Genomic DNA, 19,840 nt, shown 5'->3' with positions numbered 1-19,840 from the left:
TGGAGGCGGGCCGCGCTAACCGCCTCGAATTGACTAAATCTCCACGGAGCCGGGCCTATACGCCTGCGTCCTCCAACACCTTTTCGGCGTCTTTGACCTTCAGCTTGCCGGTCACGAGCTGAGGAAGGAGAGCCTCGCGGGTAGTCGCAAGCAACCGGTTTTCGAGTGCGATGCTCACTTGCAGCGAATACAGAGCCTCAACGGCGGTCTCGAATGCCACCAAGCTTTCTGAACCCGGCACCAAGACTTTTGCTTCATCCAGATCTTTCTTGTTGAGGTGGATGACAGTCGTGGCCGACTTTGAGCTTTCGATTCGCCGGAGTGGAGCCCTGAGGGTCTCACGCACAAATGCCGGCCCGGCAGACTTACCGCGTGCTCGGCATACCCGTTGGTTTAGCAGCCCAGGTTCGCCCAGCCATGTTGTAGGCCTGAATTCGGCATCCATCCCGACAACGACTTCTCCCGGCTGAATGAGGATTTCCCGAGATCGATTCTCCGTCGTCCAAACCTGGCTGGTGAATGTCTTCAAGTCTCTGATGCGGATCAAAGGTCGACCGGTGCCTGGGTCTGAGAAGTCACTCCCTTTGAACGGCTCGCCGAAGTCTACGTCGATGACCTCGAAGAGCGATCTTGAGGTTGTCCCCTCGGATTCGATTGCGCGTTGGAAATGAACTGAAATCAGTTCTTCTGCCGATGAGGCGAGTTTGGTGTTGGCGGCGATCTTGTCGTCGAGGGCGCCCAGCACCTCCGCGATTGCCCTCTGCTCGTAGACGGGCGGAACAAGGAACTCGAACTTGGACAGTACAGACTTGTTTATTATGGGCGTCGCCGAGCCAGAAGCGTGGTCCTTCAGTGACCCACTCCAGTTCTTGATCAGGTAGTAAATGAAGTCGGGGTCCGAAACTGGCCGACGAGCAATAATGCTATTTATCTGCTGGTTAGTTACCGCTGCGGACTGCGTCATCGAGACTTTGCCGATGGTGGAGCCAATACAAGTCAAATTGGTTGAACGGGCTGGAACGATCCGTTTGGTCAACCTTCGCGCACCGACCGAGGAAAGCCGTCGTGCTGCTTGTGCTTCTCGTTGGTTGTCCTTTTGATCAGAGGGAGTGATGAAATCGACTTCGTTACCCCAAGAATCTGTTTGGGCTGCGGCTGGAGTGGCTCCGGTCACAATGTCGGCGAGGTCTGACAAAGGTTGTGTCTTCCACTCAGACATCGACCCTCCCCAACTGCTCGCGCACCACAGCGGCCAGCCGCTCGGACTCTTCGAATTGGTCCAACAGCTCCTTCGAAAGCCGCGCGATCTTCTCCTCGATCGGTTCGCCGTCGTCTTCTACTTCGGCCGCGCCCACATACCTACCGGGCGTCAGGGCGTAGTCAGCAGCCTTGACCTCCGCGAGGCTGGCCGAGTAGCAGAAGCCTGCCTCGTCGTCGTACGTCAGCCCGGACTCTACGGCAGAAGTCGTCCCCCGCCACGCGTGGTAAGTGTTGGCGATCTTGGCGATATCGTCGTCGGAAAGGGCGCGTTCGGCGCGGTCTACCATGTGGCCCAAATTGCGGGCGTCGATGAAGAGTACTTGCCCCGTTCGGTCCACAGAACCGCGGGGGCCGGCCGTCTTGTCCTTGGCGAAGAACCACGTGCAGACCGGGATGCCGGTGCTGCGGAAGAGTTGGGTGGGCAGGGCCACCATGCAGGAGACGAGGTCGGCCTCCACCAGCTGTGCCCGGATCTCGCCCTCACCGCCGGAGTTGGAGGACATGGAGCCGTTAGCCATGACCACGCCAGCGCTGCCGCCAGGGGCGAGCTTCGAGATGATGTGCTGGATCCAGGCATAGTTTGCATTGCCGGCCGGAGGGACGCCGTACTTCCAGCGTGGATCTGACTCCAGTCGGGCCCAGTCCTTGATGTTGAAGGGCGGGTTGGCCATGATGTAGTCCGCGCCGTTGTTACCGGTCAGCTCCGGATGCTGGTCGCGGGCGAAGGTGTCGCCCCAGCGGGAAGCGAGGTTGGCGTTGAGGCCGTGGATGGCCAGGTTCATCTTCGCCATCCGCCAGGTGCGCTCGTTGAGCTCCTGCCCGTAGACGGAGATGTCGGAGCCTTCCATGTTGTGGGCCTCAAGGAACTTCTCGGCTTGCACAAACATGCCGCCGGACCCACAGCAGGGGTCATAGACGCGGCCGCGATGGGGTTCCAGAACCTCCACCAAGACGCGAACCACGCCGGCCGGAGTGTAGAACTCGCCGCCGCGCTTGCCCTCAGCTTTGGCGAACTTCTCCAGGAAGTACTCGTAGACCTCGCCGAGCAGGTCCCGGGCTTTGCTGGCACCCTGGCCCGTGAATCGTGCGGAGTTGAACAGGTCCAGCAACTCACCCAGGCGACGCTGGTCCACATTGTCCCTGTTGTAGATGCGGGGGAGCGTGGCGGCCAGGGACTTGTTGTCCATCATGATCATGTCCATGGCCTCGTCGATGAGCTGGCCCACTAGCTTCGGGTGCTCGCCCATGGCTGCAGGAAGGCCCTTGGCGTTCTCCGCCAGATAGGTCCACCGTGCCCGAGGCGCCACCCAGAAGACGCCGCGCCCGGTGTACTCGTCGACGTCGTCGATTAACTGAGCGATCTGGTCCTCGTTGAGACCGTCCGCCTCCAGTTCGGCTTGGATCTGCTCACGTCGTTCATCGAAAGCGTCGGAGACGTACTTCAGGAACACCAGGCCCAGGATCACGTCCTTGTACTGAGAGGCATCCATAGAGCCGCGTAGCTTGTCCGCGGCTTTCCAGAGGGTGTCCTTGAGTTCCTTCATGGTGGACGGGGCGAGGTCCACCTTCAATTTCGGGGGCATTACTGGGTTCCTTTTGTCTGTGGGTCGGCGAGATTAGTGTTTGGATCTATAAGAGTGAGGCTTCCGCTCGCCACGCCGTCCGTAATCAGCGTAGCGACTTCTTGGAGTTGCCTGAGTCGTTGTCGGGCTTGTTCCTGCTCGTGCTGCAGCCGGTCAAGAGTGTCGCCCAGTTTTCCCCGCTGGACCTCAGGTACGCGACGCAGGCGCCACCGGCGCCAGACCTTGTCCGTTGGGGAAATGCTGTTGATATCCGAGGCAACAACGCAAGGCAACAGCCCGCCCGGGTCAGCGGCGTCGACCCGTAGTACCTTCGCCGGGAATATGACAACGGAACCACCGTGTGCGTCCACCGTGGCAGCCGGCCGAGGGCTAGTGCAGAAGACGACGTCGCCTGGCTGAGTGAGCCGGCTTGCAGGATAGTTGGCTGCCAGGTCCATTAGGCCGATGTACCGGTGCGGTGCGTTGTGCGGGTCAAGCAGGTCTGCCGGGCCCAAGGCCCGGGCTCCCTTCTGCGGATTCAAGTCTGCCTCCGCCACCCGGTTTCCCTTGATGTGCTTGAGGGTGCCGTAGGTCATGAGTCTCTGGATAGAAGCGGCCTGATTCGCCATGTTGTTGTGTGTGGTCACGACCTGCAGAGCAGGCGATGCACCGGAATGCAGCAGACGTCCCAGTTCCTCTACCCGGAGTGCTGCCTCTGCGCCAGTTGGCATTCCAACCGAACTATGGGGCGGCGCTGGCACCAAGGACTTGCTGGCCAGCAGCTGCTGGGTTGGCATCAGTCGAGCGAATCGGAACGCATGGGCGCGGACCATAGCGCCGGTCCCCATCGAGGCAATAACGTCGCTGACCAAATCCTGCTTCACGTCTTCAGTGAGATCTTGAGTGCTGACGTCCGCCACCATGGTCCAGCGTCCAGCACTGGGATTGTCAGCTAGAGAGGGACCCATCACCCATAGGGCTTGAGCTTCGCGGGGTTTGGCGCGCAGCAGGCCTTGGGGCAATCGCACAATGGCGCGGACCCGCCCGATTCGCAGCAAATCTCCACGGAGCGCCGCTAGGCCGACGTCCATCGGGGAATCGCAGAGAACCCGTGCTGGGGCGATGATGACAGCCCGCTGCTGATCATCCATCTGCAGGAGAAGCTGTTCCACCGTCTCAAGGATCTGTATTCCGTTCATTACGGATTCACCTGGAGAAGGGTACTGAGCCACGTGAACTACAGGTCCTTGGACGGCGAACTCCCCGCTCGGATCGAGATGGATCTGCCCGCAGTCCACACCGTGCACCCGCAGTCGGCGACGCGCTAGGCGACCTGAACCGCCGTCGTCGTCCGCTGTCAGAAACGTCGCCGGTGCTGCTTCCCCGGCGGCATGGACGACGCCCAGCAGAAGATCGCTACCGCCTCTTGTGGAATCAGCAAAGACGCGGTTTCCGCCAAGAGTTGCGGCCAGTTCAACGGCGGCAGAGGCCACCAACTCCACGGCAGAATCGGTGAGGGCCGTGGCCGAGTACTCTTTCAGCCCCTCGCGGAACCTCCCAGCAAGCAAATGCTCGAAGGCCGCTGCATCGTTGTAGGCACTGTCCGCCAGTCGGTCGGCGTATGCCGCTGTGGAGGTAATCGAGGTGCCCCCGGCTTCTATTTCGGAGTACAGGAATGTGTCATCTGGATCGCACTCGTCAGCCGCGTCCAACAATTCTTCCGTGCTCAGTTGTGCCAGGGAGTTGCCAGTCATTGCCTTGAGGGTCAGGAGCGCAGTGAGGGTGTCGAGGGTGTTTTCCCCGGTTCTATCAGCAGTCGTGCCGGGCATGCGGGTGAAGGCGGCGACGTCGTTGGCTGCCTCTCGGTTGTTGCCCCGTCCAGTATCGGTCAGCCAAGCGGCGATGTGGTCGGGGTCGAAGAGTTCCAACCTGCCTTTGAGCGCTACAGGATTCGGAAATGGGTGCAGGGATCCCGAACTGCGTTTGCGCCACATGGACACCACTGGGCGCTGTACCTGTGCGAGGGCAGCAACATCCGAGAGGGTCATGAGCATTGCTTCTGTTTGGCTCATGGCCGCCTCCTTTCGTCGTTGACCTCAGCTTAGTGCCGTGGAGCACTGGATAGTGCGCGACTTCTGATAAGCGGGGTTATCAAAATATTTGCTTTCATGTTTCGATCCTTGCCGTAGCTTCGTTCTCAAGCAACGAGGGAAATCTCCGAAGTTGCGACTGCTGCGGGAAACCACGCATTGGGGGCGGTTTCCGCGTATTTCGACAATCCCTCTCCCTCCGAAAGAGCCGAGGGTCCACCAGTGCGGCTGTACGAGGCCGACATAGCTGATTGAGGTTCCAGACATGCATGACATCAAGTGCCCGCACTGCGGACAGACATTTACTATCGACGAAGCCGGTTACGCCGACATCGCCAAGCAGGTTCGCGATGCTGAGTTCGAACAGCAGCTCAACGAACGGCTTGAACTGGCAGAGCAGGACAAGGCCACTGCTCTCGAGCTCGCGGAGACGAAGTCCGCCAGCGAACGTCAGAAGATCGCGACGGCCAAGGATGCTGAGATCCAGGAGCTGAAGTCGAAGCTCGATGCTGGTGAGGTTGCACAGAAGCTCGCCGTAACAGAGGCGCTTAGTGCCGTCGAAAGGGAGCGCGATGGGCTGATGAAGGAGCTCGAACAGGCGAAGCAGGAGAAACAGGCATCAGTTGAACTGGCTGAGGCGAAGCTCGCCAACGAACTTCAGAAGGCCGCATCGGAGAGGGACTCCGCTATCCAGGACCTCAAGGCGAAGCTCGAGGCTGCCGAATTCGTGCAGAAGCTTGAGATCTCCGAAGCAGTCAACACGGTTGAAAAGGAGCGAGACAAACTCAAGAGCAGCCTTGAACGGGCCGATCTCGAGAAGCAGCTCGGTGAGAAGGCTCTGAAAGACAAGTACGAAACTCAGATCAAGGACCGCGAAGAACAGATCGAGCGGCTGCGGGACCTGAAAGCAAAGCTGTCGACCAAGATGGTCGGAGAAACTCTTGAACAGCACTGTGAGACCGAGTTCAACCGCATCCGTGCCACAGCCTTTCCCCTTGCCTATTTCGAAAAGGACAACGATGCGCGGGCCGGGAGCAAGGGTGACTACATCTTCCGCGACTCCGATAGTGCCGGTACTGAGATTGTGTCGATCATGTTTGAGATGAAGAACGAGAACGACGGAACCGCAACCAAGCACAAGAACGAAGACTTCCTGAAAGAGCTGGATAAGGATCGCACGGAGAAGGGGTGCGAGTACGCCGTGCTGGTCTCTCTGCTTGAGCCTGACAGCGAGCTCTACAACACCGGGATCGTCGATGTCTCTCACCGCTATCCGAAGACGTACGTCATCCGGCCGCAGTTCTTCATCCAGTTGATCGCGCTGCTGCGGAACGCCGCGATGAATTCGCTCGAATACAAGACCGAACTTGCGATGGTCAAGGCGCAGAACTTGGACATCACGAATTTCGAACAGCAGATCAGCGATTTCAAGGACGCTTTCGGTCGGAACTGGAGGCTCGCCTCGGACGGTTTCGTGGAGGCGATCAAGCGCATCGACGAAGCGATCAAGGACCTGGAAAAGACGAAAGTGGCGCTGCAGAAGTCTGCCGACAACCTGCGGCGTGCGAACGCCAAAGCCGACGATCTCACCATTAGGAAGCTCACGCGAGGCAACTCGACAATGACCACCAAATTTGCCGAGTTGGAGGCATCGAAGACGGCAGGGTGGGACGTCAACTGAAACAGTGAAGGCCGGCACCTGAAAAGGTGTCGGCCTTCGCTTTCTCCTTTGGTCCTCACTCCCTGACTCGTGACCCCACCACCACCGTCGCATCCAATCCCTCGTCTGAGACCACGTGCGCAGGCAGCCCCGCTTCGTCCAGGATCCCTGCCGTCGCCAGCGCCTGTTGCCCTGAAGTTTCGACAATCAGGAACCCACCCGGCGCAAGCCACTGAGCCGCCCCCAGCGCTACCCGACGCTGAACCGCCAAACCGTCAGTACCGCCGTCGAGCGCTACCTTCGGCTCGTGGAGGCGTGCCTCCGGCGGCATCATTCCAATGGACTCCGTAGGGACATACGGCGCGTTTGCCAGCAGGACGTCCACTCTTCCGCGGAGTTCGAGGGGGAGCGCGTCATAGAGGTCGCCTTGGTGGACCCGCCCGCCGCGTGGCTCCACATTGCGTCGAGCGCAGGCCACCGCTGCCGCTTCGATGTCCGTCGCGTGCAACCGGTAACTCGCCAGCTGATCGCTGAGTGCCGCACCAATCGCTCCGGAACCACAGCAGAGATCGACGATGACGGCAGGGCGCTCGGTGGGTAACAGTGTGGCGATCATCGCCGCCTGCCGCACCAGGAACTCCGTGCGACGCCGGGGCACGAACACGCCCGGGCCCACCGCCATGCGTTTCCCGCAGAAATCGGCCCAGCCGACGATGTGTTCCAAGGGCAGCCCCTGGACGCGTTGCGCCACCATGCGGTTGAGCTCGTCCGGATGCGTGGCGGAGTCGATGAGGACTTGGGCCTCGGCCTCGGCAAATACACAGCCTGCGGCACGCAGGGCAGTGGCAATCTCGGTTCCCCGGGTCATGGTGGCCATGCTAGCCAAGGGGTTCCCAAACTTCTCTTTTGTTGGTTAGGGTATAGAGCATGGGAACACTGATTTTTGAGTAGACCGGCGTGTGCCACTGAGCATGCTGCTGCGTTTGACCTGACAAAAATCCACGCCTGTTGAGGCTCTGCCTCCATGCCGTTCCCGTTGTCGAAGCCTTTTCTCGAACCGCAACGCCATGGGATAAGTGTCTCCTCAGGACTTCACACCTCTTAGGAGTCCACATGACTGCCAACCCTTCCGACAGCAACAAGACGCCGGCCGCCGGCGGCATCAAGTCCAAACTGACCGACGCCCAGAGGGCAATGCTTGCCAGTAAGTCCGGCGGTGGCGCGCCCGCTGGCTGGCAAAGCACCGGCAAGGGCCACAAGCCCACGTCCGCCAGCGGCAAGCAGGCCAAGACGGAGAAGAAAGTCCGCTGGTAAAAGCTGCAGACAACAGTCTCCGGCGCACCTAGTATTGAAATCCCTTCGTTTCATTGCAGAAAGGAAGAACCATGACTGCCAAGCACTCAGCCGAGAACATCAATCCCGAGGTGGCCAACCACTTGGTGGAGTCCATGGACATGGCTCCGATGCCCGAACCCGCAACAGTCGCGATTGCGCTGGGCGTTGACCAGGGCAAACAGTGGCCGGACGGTAACGGCAAACGCCGCCACCCGAAGGAACGCGACCAAGCCCACGGACGCATGGGCCAAGGTGCAGCAGTGACGGCGATCCACAGGACCAGCCGTCCGCAAATGCCGCACTCCTCCTGACGCCACCCGAACCAACCCCGTAGCCAGCCCAACCAAGCAGCAGCACTCGACCCGCTGCTTAGTTGGGCTGGCTCACGTCGTCCGGGGACTTGTCCGGGCGCCACCCACGCCACACCGGATGCCGCAGCCGTCCGGGTCCCGTCCATTCGCCGAACGTCACCTCGGCCACGAGGTCAGGTTCCACCCATTGGGCACCCGCAGCATCCTCGCGGGGGATGTCGGCGAAGGGGGAATCAGCCACCACCCGGGGCTCCAGCTTGTCCAGGATGTCCCGCAGTTGCCAATCCTTGAACCCGCTGCCCACCCTTCCCACATAGTGCAGCTTGTCGCCATCGGGGATGCCCAGCAGCAACGCTCCAAAGGTCTGGCTTCGAGCCCCCGCTCCGGGCCGCCAGCCACCCACCACCACTTCCTGGCTCTGTTCCAGCTTGAGCTTGATCCATGACCTGCTGCGGCGGCCGGTGACATAGCGGCTGTCGGCCTTCTTCGCCATGACGCCTTCCAGGCCGAGCTCGGCAGCGCTGGCCATGAGGTCCTCCACATCGTGGTCCAGGACCGCCGAAAGATGGAGTGGGCATGGTGCGCGCAGACGGTCCATAAACCCGGTGAGTCTCTCCCGTCGTTCGCTGAAGGGCAGGCCGCTCAGGTCAGTGCCGTCATCGTACAAGAGGTCGAACACCATGAGTTGCACCGGAACCGAAGCCCGGGCACGCTCAATGTCTGCGGACTTGACCAGGTTCATCCGGAGCTGCAGGCGCCCAAAGTCAGGCCGGGAGCCCTTGCCGAGTGCCACGATTTCGCCGTCGGCCACAAAGTCTCCTTCAGGCCAGCACGCGCGGTCCGTGAGCTCCGGGTAGGTGGCAGTGAGATCGTTCCCGTTACGGCTCATGAGGCGGATCTTGCCCTCGGTGCCCGTGATGATCGCCCGGATTCCATCCCATTTCAGTTCAAACAGCCAATCGCCGCCGTGGAGTTCGGCTGTGGATCCCGAGGTGGCCAGCATGGGGGCGTAGTCCGGCATGGGTTGGGGAGCGGCCGTGACGGGCGGCCGGGCGCCGGCCGGCGTTCCATGTGACGGCGCTGCCCGCCGCCCCCCTTGTTGTTCCTTCATCAGGTGGATCAGCCAGTTCTGGCCCGTATTGATGAGCGCGAACCGCTTGGTGCCCTGTAGTCCTCCACCTGGCTGGCCCGTGAGGGTGGCGATTACTTCCTTGCCGTCACGCCATTTCTCGCAGGTGAACTCGCCGCGATCCCAGATGCTGACCGTCCCTGCGCCATACTCACCCTTGGGAATGACTCCCGCGAAGTTTGCGTAATCCATGGGATGGTCTTCTGTGTGAACGGCCAGGTTGTTGCGGTCCACGGTTTCCGGGACGCCGCGCGGTAAGGCCCAGGAAACCAGCACGCCCTCATGTTCAAGCCGGAAGTCCAGGTGGTAGCGGCGGGCATGGTGCTCCTGGATCACAAAGATGCCGCCCGGTGGCGGGGGGTCGCCGGGCTTTGGCTGGTCAGGGGAGGAGCCTGCGGATTTCGGGGAGGCAGAAGCAGCCGACGACGACGGAAACGGTTCCGGAGTCTTGTCCGGATCGCGCATCCCCACGTATTTGGCGAGACGGTTCTGAACTGTCACGCTTTCTCGGGAGGTGCCGGGCACGCCGGTGCGTGGACTGCCTCCAGCAGCACCGCCGTCGTCCTTCTCATCCTCCCCGTGCGGCGGCAGGTGCCGATCGGAAATGGACGCGAAGTGATCCTTCCCTGTGGCGACGCGTTTCATCACGGCGTTGTAGTCCAAATGGTCCAACGTGGCCGAGGCGAGCTCGCGCCAGGTGCGCGGTGCGGCAACAGTGGGTAAGGCGCGGCCCCGCAGGGAGTAGGGCACGATGGTGGTCTTGTTCCCGCTGTTTTGGCTCCAGTCCACCAGGACCTTGCCCGCGCGGAGCGACTTCTTCATGTCGCTGACCACCAGCTCAGGGTGGTCGGACTCCAAAGCGCGGGCGAGTTCGTGGGCAAAGGCCGAGACCTGCTCGGACTTCAGCGTCCCGTCCAGCCCCGTGTAGAGATGGATGCCCTTGCTGCCGCTGGTGACCGGGACCGGGTCCATGCCCATGTCCTGCAGGATGGAACGGGCCAGCTTGGCCACTTCCACGCATTCGGGGAGGCCTGCGCCGGGGCCGGGATCGAGGTCCAGCACAAAGCGATCCGGTCGGAGCGGCTTCCCTGAGGCGTCCACCTGCCACTGCGGAACGTGGATCTCCAGGGAAGCGATCTGCGCCATCCAGGTGAGCGTGGCCAGGTTGTTGACCATGGGGTAATCGTTGCTGTGGTCCGAGTGGTGGATGGTGGCCCGCGGTATCCACTTGGGCGCAGAGTCCTCAAGGTTCTTTTGGAAGAACACCTGGCCGGGGTGCTCGGCGGTGCCCACACCGTTGACCCAGCGTTTGCGGGTGACGGGACGGTTGGCAGCGGCGGGGATCAGGAAAGGTGCCACGGCGGCGTAGTATTCCAGCACCTCGGCCTTGGTGGTGCCGGTTTCCGGGTAGATGATTTTGCCCAGGTTGGTGAGGGTGAGCTCGTGGCCTTCCACGTTCACCCGCTCCTGTTGCTTGCCTGCCACCTCTTCTCCTCTGCTGTCTTGTGCTGTTGACTGTGTGCATGAGGGCCATATGGAAGGGATCTATCGCGTTCGGTCTGGTCAACGTACCAGTGAAGCTCTACAGTGCCACGGAGGATCACGATATTGGCCTGCACCAAGTCCACAATAAGGACGGCGGGCGCATCCGGTACCAGCGCAAATGCGAAATTTGCAGCGAAGTTGTGGCGTACGAGGATATCGACAAGGCCTACGAAGAAGAGGGCCGCACGGTTGTCCTGACCGCAGCTGAGTTGAAGTCCTTACCGGAGGAGAACAGCCGCGAAATCGAGGTGGTGGAGTTCATCCCTGCTGAGCAGCTGGACCCCATCATGTACGAGCGCAGCTATTTCCTGGAGCCGGATTCCAAGTCGCCCAAGGCCTATATGTTGCTGCGGCAGACGCTGGAGGACACGGACAGGATAGCGATCGTCCAGTATGCGCTGCGGCAGAAGACCCGGCTGGGGGCCTTAAGGGTCCGGGACGACGTCCTGTTGCTCCAAGCGCTTTTGTGGGGTGACGAAGTCCGGGAGGCCAAATTCCCGTCCCTCGAAACGGACATCAAGATCTCGGACAAAGAGCTGGAAATGTCATCCGCCCTGGTGGAGTCCATGGCGCACGACTTTGACCCCGATTCCTACACCGATGATTACCAAGCCCAGCTGAAGACGTTGATCGAGGCCAAACTGGAGAAGGGCGAGGCCCTGGACACCGAGGCCACGTTTGGCGTGGTGGAAGGTGAAGGTGAAGGCGGCGACGTCATTGACCTCATGGAGGCGCTCAAGCGCAGCCTGGACAAGAAACGCGGCAAGGAAAAAGCGGACGACGACGACGCTGCCGCCAGCAAAACGGCCAGTAAACCGAAGGCGCGGGCCAAGAAAAAGGCGTGAACCGGCGTCGTCAATTCACAATGGCGGCCCTAATGGTTCCGCAACATGGAGATGAGTTCTGATTTTTTCTTGGCCGAATAACCTTTGAGGCCGAGTTCCTTGGCGCGGGCTCTCAATTTGTCCACCGTCCAATCGTCATAGTCTCCCGACTTTCCTCCTTTTCGGCCCACTTCCTTGCGGCCCCGCGCGGCCGCGGCATTCGAGATGCGCGCTGCCTTTTCCTTGGATGCGCCATCCTCGCGAAGCTCTTCGTACAGTTCGGGATCTTTGATGCTGGGATTCTTCTTTTCCGGCACGGTGCGTTTTCCTTTCACTGATGTGGCATGTTTTCTGTGCAGATGGTGGTTCCCGCTAGGTCCCAGTCTCATAGTGCGGTTCGGCGACGGGCTTGGATTCCGGCGAACCCCGTTCGCGCAGGTAGACAGAAGCTCCAACCAGCACTGCTACTGCCAGGAATTCACTCTGCCAGTTCTGGAAGGATTCGAACCAGAATTGGCTTGAGCCCACGTACTCCCAAGTGGAGACCTGCGGCAGGCCATGGCTGAGCTGTTCCTCGTTGAAGGCGGCGGTTCCACCGATGGCATGGAGGGTGAAGGAGGCCAGGAACAGGAGGGCAAAGAGCCCGGACAGTGAGTGTTCATAAACCTTCAGGACCCACCCTCCGCGCCTGACGGGCCACGGAGTCTTGTCGGTCTTCCGGGCGTCGCGCGGATCTTCATCTTGCGGGGAGTCCTTGTCCATGGGCTTGGATTCGGATGAGCCCTTTTGGAACAGGAAGACCGTGAGGACCACATACATGGCCATTTGCAGGAACTCCGACTCCCAGTTCTCAAAGACGGCTTCCACGAAGTGTCCTGTAGCAAGGTACTCGGGGATGCTGACGGGCGGCCCGCCGTGGGTTTGCTGTTCCTCGCTGTAGCTCGCAGCGCCGGAAATGATCATCCCGCCGAAGAACACCACGAACAGTCCCACGTTCGCCAGCAGCAAGCCATGGTTCCTGATGCGCTTCAGCACCACTCGCTCATCCTTGGGCTCACTCATCCTTGGGCTCACCATTGCTGCGCATCCCCTGCCGGTAGAGCCACAGAGGCATCCCCACCACCAGAACCAGCAGCACCAGGATGATGAAGCCGCCCGCCACCAATCCAGCGGTCCTGCCTGCAGTGACGTCGAAGACCAGTGATGCCGAGCCGGTAATCAGGAGGGCAACGCCAGCCAGCGCCCATTTGGTAATGGTGTCCGCGCTGGAAACCAGGACGGCCTTGAGGCCCCGGCGGAAGAGTCGTCGGTGAACGCTGACGGGAAGCACAATGAGGACGGTTGTCAGGGCGGCAACCATCACGTTGGTCAAGTAGAGGCTTCGCTGCCAGTCGTCCAGATCCCCAAAACGCGGCTGAAATGGCAGCGTCAGCAGGAAGCCGCCCAGGATCTGCACTCCGGTTTGCAGGACGCGCAGTTCCTGGATCAACTCCATCCAGTTCCGGTCCATCCGTTCTTCGGTGGATTCGTTTCTGCCGAATCTGGGGGCCGGCTCCGGCTCTGCCATGGGTGCACCTCCGCGTAGTGATGGACGCCGACGGTGCACCGGGCTACGGTCGGAATGTCGGCGGTCGTACTGTCAGCGTGCCCCCCGGCGTTTCATTGGGCATCAACTCAATCCAAGGAGGAGAGACCGGGGGATCGGAGGAAAGATCACGGATCCCGAACGCGCCGCCGCCGCCCTCAGCAACCGGTAGCGCTTTTGGGCGGCGGGTGGTCACACGGGAGGTCGTTTCACGCCGGGGACCGGCGCTGGCGCGGAGCCTCGTCGCGTGGGGGCCTCGGTGCGTGGGAGAACGTGACGCGTTCAGACCGTGTGGCCCCGGCGGCCGGACATGTAGCTCAACAGCCAGCCGATGGCCGCAACGACGAGCAGGATGACGCCTACCCATAGCAGCCAGTTGAGGGCCTGGGTGAAGCCACCCACAAGGAGGAGAACAATTGCTACTACACCAGCAATGATCAGAAGCGTATTCATGGTCAGCACATTCCTTTCTGGGGGAATCATTGACGATTGTCGCCGGTTCCCAACTATGCATTCCTGCTTACTTCGATTTAGTTATGCCGGTACAAGGGGCATTTATCGGCCCCAAGTGCCTTTGCCGCCATTGCGTTCCGGCCTCCGTCGAATGGGCGGGAGTTCGCCGGTCGTGAACAGCAACTGTCCTCATTGTACTACTAAGCACCCTTATGAAAGGCTAATGGAAGTCGTCACTTGATGATTGGGCGGTTGCCGGAGCTACATCGCCGGCACGAAATTTTTTCGCTCAGATGAACGTCCAAGAGAGGAACACATGAAAGCGTCACAGCAGCTTGCAGACAACCTTCAGATCGTCCTGACAGACCTTATCGAGCTCCAGCTCCAGGGAAAGCAGGCTCACTGGAACATTGTTGGGCCCAACTTCCGGGACCTCCACCTGCAGTTGGACGAGCTGGTTCTCGCCACCCGTCAGTTTGCGGACGACACCGCTGAGCGTATGCGGGCGCTCCATGCCCTTCCTGACGGCCGCAGCGCGACCATCGCCAAGGGCACCCGTCTGGAGGAGTTCCCAGCCGGACTGGTTAACACCAAGAACGCCGTCAAGCTGGTCACGGACCGTGTGGAACGCGCTGTCCAGACCATGCGCGACGTCCACGACCAGGTAGACGAGGAAGACCCCACCACAGCGGACCTGCTGCACGCGTTCATCTCCCGCCTGGAGCAACTGGTGTGGATGATCAATGCGGAAATCATGAATGCCGGCGCAGCCGTCACGGACCCGGACGAGGCCTAGCAGAAACCCGGCCCCGGCTGCTTGCGAGCAAGGCAGACAGACCATGCCCAGGCTTAAGCGAAGCGACCTCTCCAAGCCCGGCATTGTCCGGCGAAGAGTAGGCAAAGGGTTCAGCTACCGCCACCCCGACGGGAGTCTGGTCAGCAAGGAGGATCGCCAGCGCATCAGTGCGCTGGCGATCCCGCCTGCATGGACCGATGTGTGGATCAGCCCTTTCGAACATGGGCACATCCTGGCTACAGGTGTGGATGCTGCGGGGCGTAGCCAATACATTTACCACCCGGGCTGGCGGGAGCGGAAGGACACCGAGAAGTTCATCAGGGCGGCCAAGCTGGGCTTGGTGCTGCCTGCGGTACGCCGCAACGTTACCGTGCATCTCCAGGACTCGGAGGACCCCAGGCAGCAGACCCTTGCTGCCGCCGTGCGGTTCATGGACCTGGGTGCCCTGCGGGTGGGCTCAGAGATCTACATGAAGCAAAACGGCTCTTACGGGCTCACCACCCTCCGCTGCCGGCATGCCCGCGTGGAGGGGCCGGACGTTTTCCTCAAGTTCCCCGGCAAAAGTGGTCAGCTGTGGGACACGTCCATCCACGATCCCGCGCTGGCAGCGTTCCTGGAACCACTGGTGGAGCGGCCGGGAAAGGAACGCCTGCTGGCCTATCTGTCCGACGGCACTTGGGTAACCGTCGATGCCTCCATGATCAACGAGTACCTGCGGGGAATCGCTGGGGAGGCGTACACGTCCAAGGATTTCCGGACGTGGAGGGGGACGGCTGCGGCGGCCTTTAGCCTCATCAAATCGGGCCACAAAGGGACGCCCAGGCAAGCGATTGTGCGGGCCATCAAGGAGACCTCTGAACTCCTGGGCAATACTCCTTCGGTAGCGCGCTCCTCCTATGTGGACCCCCGGATCATCGAGGGCTACCTCGAAGGGGAGTTGAAGGACGTGAAACCCACGGAGTCCTCGATTGCGGCCTATCTGAACGGCGAAACGGGCTAGCCGAGCCTCTTCAGAGGCGCACCATCCGCCAAGTGAAACGCCAAGAGCCTGGCGACACCCACATCCGGGTGCCGTCAGGCTCTTTGCGTGTCGCTGAGGGGTTGGTGCCCCTACTCGGCGTCGTGGTCCGTTTCGAGGATCTTCACCAGGCTGTCCAAGGCGGCGTCCGCCCCTTCGCCCTCGGCGCGCAGCACCACCACATCGCCGTGGGCCGCACCCAGGCTCATCAGGGACAGGATGCTGGCGGCGTCCATGGCGTCGTCGGCGGGCTCGCCCTGACGTGCGATGGTGACGTCGAGGTCAAGATCGCCGGCTGCCTCCGCGAAGATGGCGGCCGGGCGGGCGTGGAGGCCCACACGGCTTGCGATGGTTGCTGTACGTTCTGGCATTGGAGCTCCTTTTGTGGTGGTGGGTGGCTTTGTGGGAAGTCTAGACGCTGGCGGTTGCCGGAACGGGTTCCGCAGCTACCGGCTTCTTGACAGCCCAACGTTTGAGGGCGATGACCGACAGCGCGGTGATTACCACGCCAACGGCGATCGCGAGGAAGAACAACAGGAAGTTGTCGATAGCGAAGAACACGAACAGGCCGCCGTGGGGAGCCTTGGACGTGACTCCGAAGGCCATGGACAGAGCTCCGGTTACTGCACCGCCCAGCATGCTGGCCGGGATGACGCGAAGCGGATCGGCCGCAGCGAACGGAATGGCACCTTCGGAGATGAACGATGCGCCCAGGAGCCAGGCGGCCTTACCGTTTTCACGCTCTGCCAGGGAGAACAGCTTCTTGTCCAGAACCGTGGCCAGGGCCATGGCAAGCGGGGGAACCATGCCGGCGGCCATGACTGCCGCCATGATCTGCCACGGTGCCTGGTTGGTGACGCTCGCGGCGCCGAGCCCTGCAACAGCAAATGCGTAGGCAACCTTGTTGACAGGACCACCGAGGTCGAAGCACATCATGAGTCCCAGGATGATCCCGAGGACCACTGCGCCGGCGCCCGTCAGGCTGGACAAACCGGCGTTGAGGGCGTTGGTCAAATCCACGATCGGGCGGCCCAGAATGAGGAACATGAGTCCGGATGCCACAAGGGATGCGAGCAACGGAATGATCACCACGGGCATGAGGCCGCGCAGCCAGCGCGGGACATCGAGTTTGCCGATCTGGTAGGCCACGTAGCCCGCCAGGAGGCCGCCGACAATGCCACCGAGGAAGCCTGCGCCCATGAATCCGGACACGGCACCCGCTACGAAGCCGGGGGCGATACCGGGGCGGTCGGCGATGGCGTAGGCGATGTAGCCGGCCAGCGCAGGAACAAGGAACCCGAGGGAGAGCGCACCGATCTTGAACAGGACCGCGCCAATGTAGGCACCAAGGGGTCCCCAAGCATTCTCGGGGAACTCGGTGGGCAGGTTGAAGATGCTGTTATCCACAACGATCTTGTCCGCGAAGTTGGTGATCAGGTAGCCGCCCATGAGGAAGCCAAGGGCAATCAGCAAACCGCCACCGGCCACGAACGGGATCATGTAGGAGACGCCGGTGAGGAGCGCGCGCTTCAGCTTCTGGCCGATGTGCTCGCCCTTTTCCTCCTCGGCACGCTCTGCCTGCTCCTCGGCACCGAAGTGCGGAACCCGGCGTGCATGTGGGTCCTCTGCGGCGGCGAGTGCTTCCTGGACCATCTTGGTGGGCTCGTCGATACCGCGCTTGACGGGGGCGTTGATGACCGGTTTTCCGGCGAAGCGTTCCTTGCCGCGGACATCGACGTCGACGGCGAAAATCACCGCGTCTGCCGCAGCGATCACTGCCGGGTCCAGAGGCTTGGCGCCGGAGGAACCTTGGGTCTCCACCTGGAGGTCAACACCCATTTCCTTGGCAGCGGCCACCAGCGAGTCGGCAGCCATGTACGTGTGCGCAATGCCGGTGGGGCAAGCGGTCACGGCGACGATGCGCTTTGGTGCGGAGGTCGTCGTCGTGCCTGCTGCGGGGGCCGCAGCAGCGGCAGGTGCAGCGGCCGGTTTGTCGGCCAAGGCGCCATCAACCAGTTCAACGATCTCTTCAGGGGAAGACGCCGCACGCAGTGCTGCCGTGAAGTCCTTTTTGATCAGCGAACGGGCCAGCTTGGAGAGCAGTTTCAGGTGTTCCTGGTCTGCGCCGTCCGGAGCTGCAATGAAGAAAATGAGGTCAGCCGGGCCGTCTTTGGCGCCGAAGTCCACCCTGTGCGAAAGGCGGGCCATGGCCAGGGCGGGTTCCGTGACGGCTGCGGAGCGGCAGTGCGGGATGGCGATGCCGCCAGGCACACCGGTTGCGGTCTTCTGCTCGCGGGCAAAGGCATCCGTAAAGAGGCCTTCCACCTCGGAAGCCCGGCCAGCGGCGGCAACCTTGCCGGCCAGGACGCGGATGACGTCGGCAGGGGAGTCGCCCAGGTTTTGGTCGAGGGTGACCAATTGGGGTGTGATCAGCTGGGTCACTGTGAGTCCTTCTGGAGGGCCGTGATGGTTACGGCGTCTGGGGTTGTTTGGTGGACTGCCGGGACAGTGGAGCCCGGCAGGGAAGCAGCAGCGGCACCATGTGCCACGGCTTGACGAAGGCAGTCCTGCGCGGAGCCACCTTGGGTTGCAGCCAGCAGGTATCCGGCCAGTGCAGAGTCCCCGGCGCCCACCGTGCTGACGGCTTTGATGGGCGGATGCGTGGCGAGCCATGCTCCGTCCGCCGTCACCAGGATTGCTCCCTTGGACCCGAGTGTTGCCAGAACAGCGCCCACACCGCTGGCGACGACGGCGGCAGCGGCTTGGGCGGCTTTGGCCGGGTCCGCTTCCAGTTCGTCAGCTGTGGAGACATTGGCGAAACCGGCAGCGGCGGCAAGCTCTGCGAGCTCTTCCGCGTTCGGCTTGAGGAGGTCCGGCTTTCCTGAGGCATCGCCCACCAAGGCCGCCGCAAGCGGTGCCCCGGAGGAGTCAATGGCGATGCCGGGTGCGGCCGTACCATCCGCGGTCAACCGAAGCCGACGCGTGATTGTGGCGTAAAAATCCGCGGGCACTCCTGGTGGGAGCGATCCCGCGAGGACCACCCAGCTGGCGCCACGGGAGCGCTCCAGCAGCAGCCCGATCAGGGCTTCCTGCTGTTCACCGCTCAGCTCCGGGCCGGGTTCGTTGATCTTGGTGGTGACGCCATCCGGTTCGGTGAGCGTGACATTGCTGCGCAGCGCCTGACCGATGGGCAGCGCCGCAAACGGCACGCCGCCGTCGTGCAGTCCGGAAAGGACGGGGTCCGAATCTGCGCCCGGAAGGACGGCCACGGTTTCAAGGCCGGAGGCAACCAGTGCGCGTGAGACGTTGACGCCTTTTCCGCCGGACTCCTGGTGTACGGCAACAGCGCGCTGTACTTCACCGCGGGCCAGGGCGCCGGGGAGTTCCACCGTGCGGTCCAAGCTGGGGTTGGCCGTCAAGGTGACGATCATGCGATCACCAGGTCTACGCCGGCATCGGCCAAAGCTGCGGCGAGCTCTGCGGAGGGCTGGTTGTCTGTAATCAACGTGTCAACATCCTTCAAGGTGGCGAACTGGACCAGGGTTTCGGCGTCCAGCTTGGACGAATCGGCCAGGGCCACCACACGGCGGGCTGACTTGACGAAGGCAGCCTTGACGGCGGCTTCCTCGGGATCGGGCGTACTGAGCCCGAAGGTCGCGTGGATCCCGTTGGCTCCAACAAAGGCGATGTCCGGACGCAAGCGGTAAGCGGCTTCCACGGTGGACTGCCCGACGGCGGCCTGCGTCAGTCCGCGGACACGGCCGCCGAGGATTTGGAGCGCAATGCCCGGAGTGGAGGAGAGCTTGCCTGCGATGGGAATAGCGTGCGTGATCACCACCAGTTCGTCGTTTCCGTTGGCGTTGGCGGACGGGGTCCGCTGGGCCAGTAGATCCGCAAGGGTTTCCGTGGTGGAACCGGCGTCCAGGAGGATGCTGCCGCTGCTGAGTTCGGGGATCAGTGCCAAGGCTGCGTTGGCGATGCGGAGTTTCTCGACTTGGCGCTGGACGGCACGCTCCAGGATGCTTTCTTCCCGGGTGCTCAGGCGGTCCGAAGGAACGGCGCCACCGTGGACACGCCGGAGGCCGCCGGAGACCTCGAGGGCTGCCAGATCGCGGCGAACGGTCTCGGTGGTGATGCTGAAACGGTCGGCGAGGTCTGTCACGCTCACCCGTCCGCGCTCTGCGACGAGTGCGGAGATCAGTTGCTGGCGCTCTTCTGCGAACACTTACCCTCCATTGCGGTAAAGCCAAGATTTCAGTGCAGCCACTGCCG

19 protein-coding genes are annotated in these 19,840 nt (G+C 61.9%); 6 read left to right on the top strand and 13 right to left on the bottom strand.

Annotation, left to right across the window (positions count from 1 at the left end):
* Positions 1–55 precede the first annotated feature (55 nt).
* Genes BMY91_RS16550 through BMY91_RS16540 form a run of 3 tightly spaced genes read right to left on the bottom strand, consistent with a single transcriptional unit; the run spans position 56 to position 4,894 of the window.
* Positions 56–1,219, bottom strand: coding sequence for a restriction endonuclease subunit S (locus tag BMY91_RS16550; RefSeq protein WP_090823844.1), 1,164 nt, complete (start codon positions 1,217–1,219; stop codon positions 56–58).
* Positions 1,212–2,843, bottom strand: coding sequence for a class I SAM-dependent DNA methyltransferase (locus BMY91_RS16545; RefSeq protein ID WP_090823842.1), 1,632 nt, complete (start codon positions 2,841–2,843; stop codon positions 1,212–1,214). The genes BMY91_RS16550 and BMY91_RS16545 overlap by 8 nt, the downstream gene beginning before the upstream one ends.
* Positions 2,843–4,894, bottom strand: coding sequence for a helix-turn-helix transcriptional regulator (locus tag BMY91_RS16540; protein ID WP_090823841.1), 2,052 nt, complete (start codon positions 4,892–4,894; stop codon positions 2,843–2,845). The genes BMY91_RS16545 and BMY91_RS16540 overlap by 1 nt, the downstream gene beginning before the upstream one ends.
* A gap of 283 nt (positions 4,895–5,177) precedes the next feature.
* Here BMY91_RS16540 and BMY91_RS16535 point away from each other — a divergent pair, with 283 nt between their 5' ends.
* Entirely contained in the window at positions 5,178–6,593 is a 1,416-nt protein-coding gene (locus BMY91_RS16535) for a DUF2130 domain-containing protein (protein WP_090823839.1), read from the top strand.
* 55 nt (positions 6,594–6,648) lie between these two features.
* Here the strand turns inward: BMY91_RS16535 and BMY91_RS16530 are convergent, their stop codons facing one another.
* Positions 6,649–7,440 carry a putative protein N(5)-glutamine methyltransferase gene (locus BMY91_RS16530; RefSeq protein WP_218143856.1) on the bottom strand — a complete coding sequence of 264 codons (792 nt, stop codon included), beginning with the start codon at positions 7,438–7,440 and terminating at the stop codon, positions 6,649–6,651.
* 245 nt (positions 7,441–7,685) lie between these two features.
* On the opposite strand from BMY91_RS16530, the gene BMY91_RS16525 reads away from it, so the two are divergent.
* Both BMY91_RS16525 and BMY91_RS16520 read left to right on the top strand, forming a co-directional pair.
* Positions 7,686–7,886, top strand: a complete 201-nt coding sequence (locus BMY91_RS16525) for a hypothetical protein (protein ID WP_090823836.1) — start codon at positions 7,686–7,688, stop codon at positions 7,884–7,886.
* A 71-nt stretch (positions 7,887–7,957) separates the two neighbouring features.
* Positions 7,958–8,218, top strand: a complete 261-nt coding sequence (locus BMY91_RS16520; protein ID WP_090823834.1) for a hypothetical protein — start codon at positions 7,958–7,960, stop codon at positions 8,216–8,218.
* A gap of 58 nt (positions 8,219–8,276) precedes the next feature.
* On the opposite strand, the gene BMY91_RS16515 is transcribed toward BMY91_RS16520, so the two are convergent.
* The gene (locus BMY91_RS16515; protein WP_090823832.1) at positions 8,277–10,832 is read right to left on the bottom strand and encodes an ATP-dependent DNA ligase; all 2,556 of its coding nucleotides are present in this window, start codon (positions 10,830–10,832) and stop codon (positions 8,277–8,279) included.
* 38 nt (positions 10,833–10,870) lie between these two features.
* Here BMY91_RS16515 and BMY91_RS16510 point away from each other — a divergent pair, with 38 nt between their 5' ends.
* Positions 10,871–11,737: a non-homologous end joining protein Ku gene (locus BMY91_RS16510; protein ID WP_024819116.1), complete on the top strand. Its 867-nt coding sequence runs from the start codon at positions 10,871–10,873 to the stop codon at positions 11,735–11,737.
* Positions 11,738–11,766: 29 nt separating this feature from the next.
* Here the strand turns inward: BMY91_RS16510 and BMY91_RS16505 are convergent, their stop codons facing one another.
* The 4 genes from BMY91_RS16505 to BMY91_RS22950 all read right to left on the bottom strand — a co-directional run bounded on the left by BMY91_RS16505 (position 11,767) and on the right by BMY91_RS22950 (position 13,754).
* Positions 11,767–12,033 (bottom strand): DUF7218 family protein, encoded by a 267-nt coding sequence (locus BMY91_RS16505; protein ID WP_090823830.1) that lies wholly within the window; start codon positions 12,031–12,033, stop codon positions 11,767–11,769.
* A gap of 55 nt (positions 12,034–12,088) precedes the next feature.
* Positions 12,089–12,778, bottom strand: a complete 690-nt coding sequence (locus BMY91_RS16500; protein WP_256212793.1) for a DUF6766 family protein — start codon at positions 12,776–12,778, stop codon at positions 12,089–12,091.
* The gene (locus BMY91_RS16495; RefSeq protein WP_090823828.1) at positions 12,771–13,283 is read right to left on the bottom strand and encodes a DUF6328 family protein; all 513 of its coding nucleotides are present in this window, start codon (positions 13,281–13,283) and stop codon (positions 12,771–12,773) included. The genes BMY91_RS16500 and BMY91_RS16495 overlap by 8 nt, the downstream gene beginning before the upstream one ends.
* A 300-nt stretch (positions 13,284–13,583) precedes the next feature.
* A complete protein-coding gene (locus BMY91_RS22950) occupies positions 13,584–13,754 on the bottom strand; it encodes a cytochrome c-type biogenesis protein (protein WP_139244934.1) in 171 nt (56 codons plus the stop codon).
* A 316-nt stretch (positions 13,755–14,070) separates the two neighbouring features.
* Between BMY91_RS22950 and BMY91_RS16490 the strand changes: the two genes are divergently transcribed.
* Both BMY91_RS16490 and BMY91_RS16485 read left to right on the top strand, forming a co-directional pair.
* Positions 14,071–14,550 (top strand): Dps family protein, encoded by a 480-nt coding sequence (locus tag BMY91_RS16490; RefSeq protein ID WP_090823826.1) that lies wholly within the window; start codon positions 14,071–14,073, stop codon positions 14,548–14,550.
* A 43-nt stretch (positions 14,551–14,593) separates the two neighbouring features.
* Complete coding sequence (locus tag BMY91_RS16485; protein WP_090823824.1) at positions 14,594–15,550, top strand: DNA topoisomerase IB; 957 nt, start codon at positions 14,594–14,596, stop codon at positions 15,548–15,550.
* Between the two features lie 110 nt (positions 15,551–15,660).
* Here BMY91_RS16485 and BMY91_RS16480 read toward each other — a convergent pair whose 3' ends face one another.
* From BMY91_RS16480 to BMY91_RS16465, 4 genes are read right to left on the bottom strand one after another with little or no spacing between them, the layout of a single operon-like run.
* Complete coding sequence (locus BMY91_RS16480) at positions 15,661–15,939, bottom strand: HPr family phosphocarrier protein (protein WP_090823822.1); 279 nt, start codon at positions 15,937–15,939, stop codon at positions 15,661–15,663.
* A gap of 40 nt (positions 15,940–15,979) precedes the next feature.
* On the bottom strand, positions 15,980–18,010 hold the full coding sequence (locus BMY91_RS16475) for a PTS fructose transporter subunit IIABC (RefSeq protein WP_090823820.1): 2,031 nt from the start codon (positions 18,008–18,010) through the stop codon (positions 15,980–15,982).
* On the bottom strand, positions 18,007–18,999 hold the full coding sequence (locus tag BMY91_RS16470; RefSeq protein WP_090823818.1) for a 1-phosphofructokinase family hexose kinase: 993 nt from the start codon (positions 18,997–18,999) through the stop codon (positions 18,007–18,009). The genes BMY91_RS16475 and BMY91_RS16470 overlap by 4 nt, the downstream gene beginning before the upstream one ends.
* Positions 18,996–19,793, bottom strand: coding sequence for a DeoR/GlpR family DNA-binding transcription regulator (locus BMY91_RS16465; protein ID WP_090823816.1), 798 nt, complete (start codon positions 19,791–19,793; stop codon positions 18,996–18,998). The genes BMY91_RS16470 and BMY91_RS16465 overlap by 4 nt, the downstream gene beginning before the upstream one ends.
* Between the last annotated feature and the right edge of the window lie 47 nt (positions 19,794–19,840).

This window comes from Arthrobacter sp. yr096 (assembly GCF_900108925.1).
Classification (GTDB): domain Bacteria; phylum Actinomycetota; class Actinomycetes; order Actinomycetales; family Micrococcaceae; genus Arthrobacter.
This window is presented reverse-complemented; position numbering and strand designations above follow the sequence as displayed.

Coding starts and splice junctions, on each gene's coding strand:
- BMY91_RS16480 (WP_090823822.1), bottom strand. CDS start 15,939: ATGCCAGAACGTACAGCAACCATCGCAAGCCGTGTGGGCCTCCACGCC.
- BMY91_RS16520 (WP_090823834.1), top strand. CDS start 7,958: ATGACTGCCAAGCACTCAGCCGAGAACATCAATCCCGAGGTGGCCAAC.
- BMY91_RS16500 (WP_256212793.1), bottom strand. CDS start 12,778: ATGAGTGAGCCCAAGGATGAGCGAGTGGTGCTGAAGCGCATCAGGAAC.
- BMY91_RS16495 (WP_090823828.1), bottom strand. CDS start 13,283: ATGGCAGAGCCGGAGCCGGCCCCCAGATTCGGCAGAAACGAATCCACC.
- BMY91_RS16470 (WP_090823818.1), bottom strand. CDS start 18,999: ATGATCGTCACCTTGACGGCCAACCCCAGCTTGGACCGCACGGTGGAA.
- BMY91_RS16540 (WP_090823841.1), bottom strand. CDS start 4,894: ATGAGCCAAACAGAAGCAATGCTCATGACCCTCTCGGATGTTGCTGCC.
- BMY91_RS22950 (WP_139244934.1), bottom strand. CDS start 13,754: ATGAATACGCTTCTGATCATTGCTGGTGTAGTAGCAATTGTTCTCCTC.
- BMY91_RS16530 (WP_218143856.1), bottom strand. CDS start 7,440: ATGACCCGGGGAACCGAGATTGCCACTGCCCTGCGTGCCGCAGGCTGT.
- BMY91_RS16550 (WP_090823844.1), bottom strand. CDS start 1,219: ATGTCTGAGTGGAAGACACAACCTTTGTCAGACCTCGCCGACATTGTG.
- BMY91_RS16545 (WP_090823842.1), bottom strand. CDS start 2,843: ATGCCCCCGAAATTGAAGGTGGACCTCGCCCCGTCCACCATGAAGGAA.
- BMY91_RS16510 (WP_024819116.1), top strand. CDS start 10,871: ATGAGGGCCATATGGAAGGGATCTATCGCGTTCGGTCTGGTCAACGTA.
- BMY91_RS16490 (WP_090823826.1), top strand. CDS start 14,071: ATGAAAGCGTCACAGCAGCTTGCAGACAACCTTCAGATCGTCCTGACA.
- BMY91_RS16525 (WP_090823836.1), top strand. CDS start 7,686: ATGACTGCCAACCCTTCCGACAGCAACAAGACGCCGGCCGCCGGCGGC.
- BMY91_RS16535 (WP_090823839.1), top strand. CDS start 5,178: ATGCATGACATCAAGTGCCCGCACTGCGGACAGACATTTACTATCGAC.
- BMY91_RS16485 (WP_090823824.1), top strand. CDS start 14,594: ATGCCCAGGCTTAAGCGAAGCGACCTCTCCAAGCCCGGCATTGTCCGG.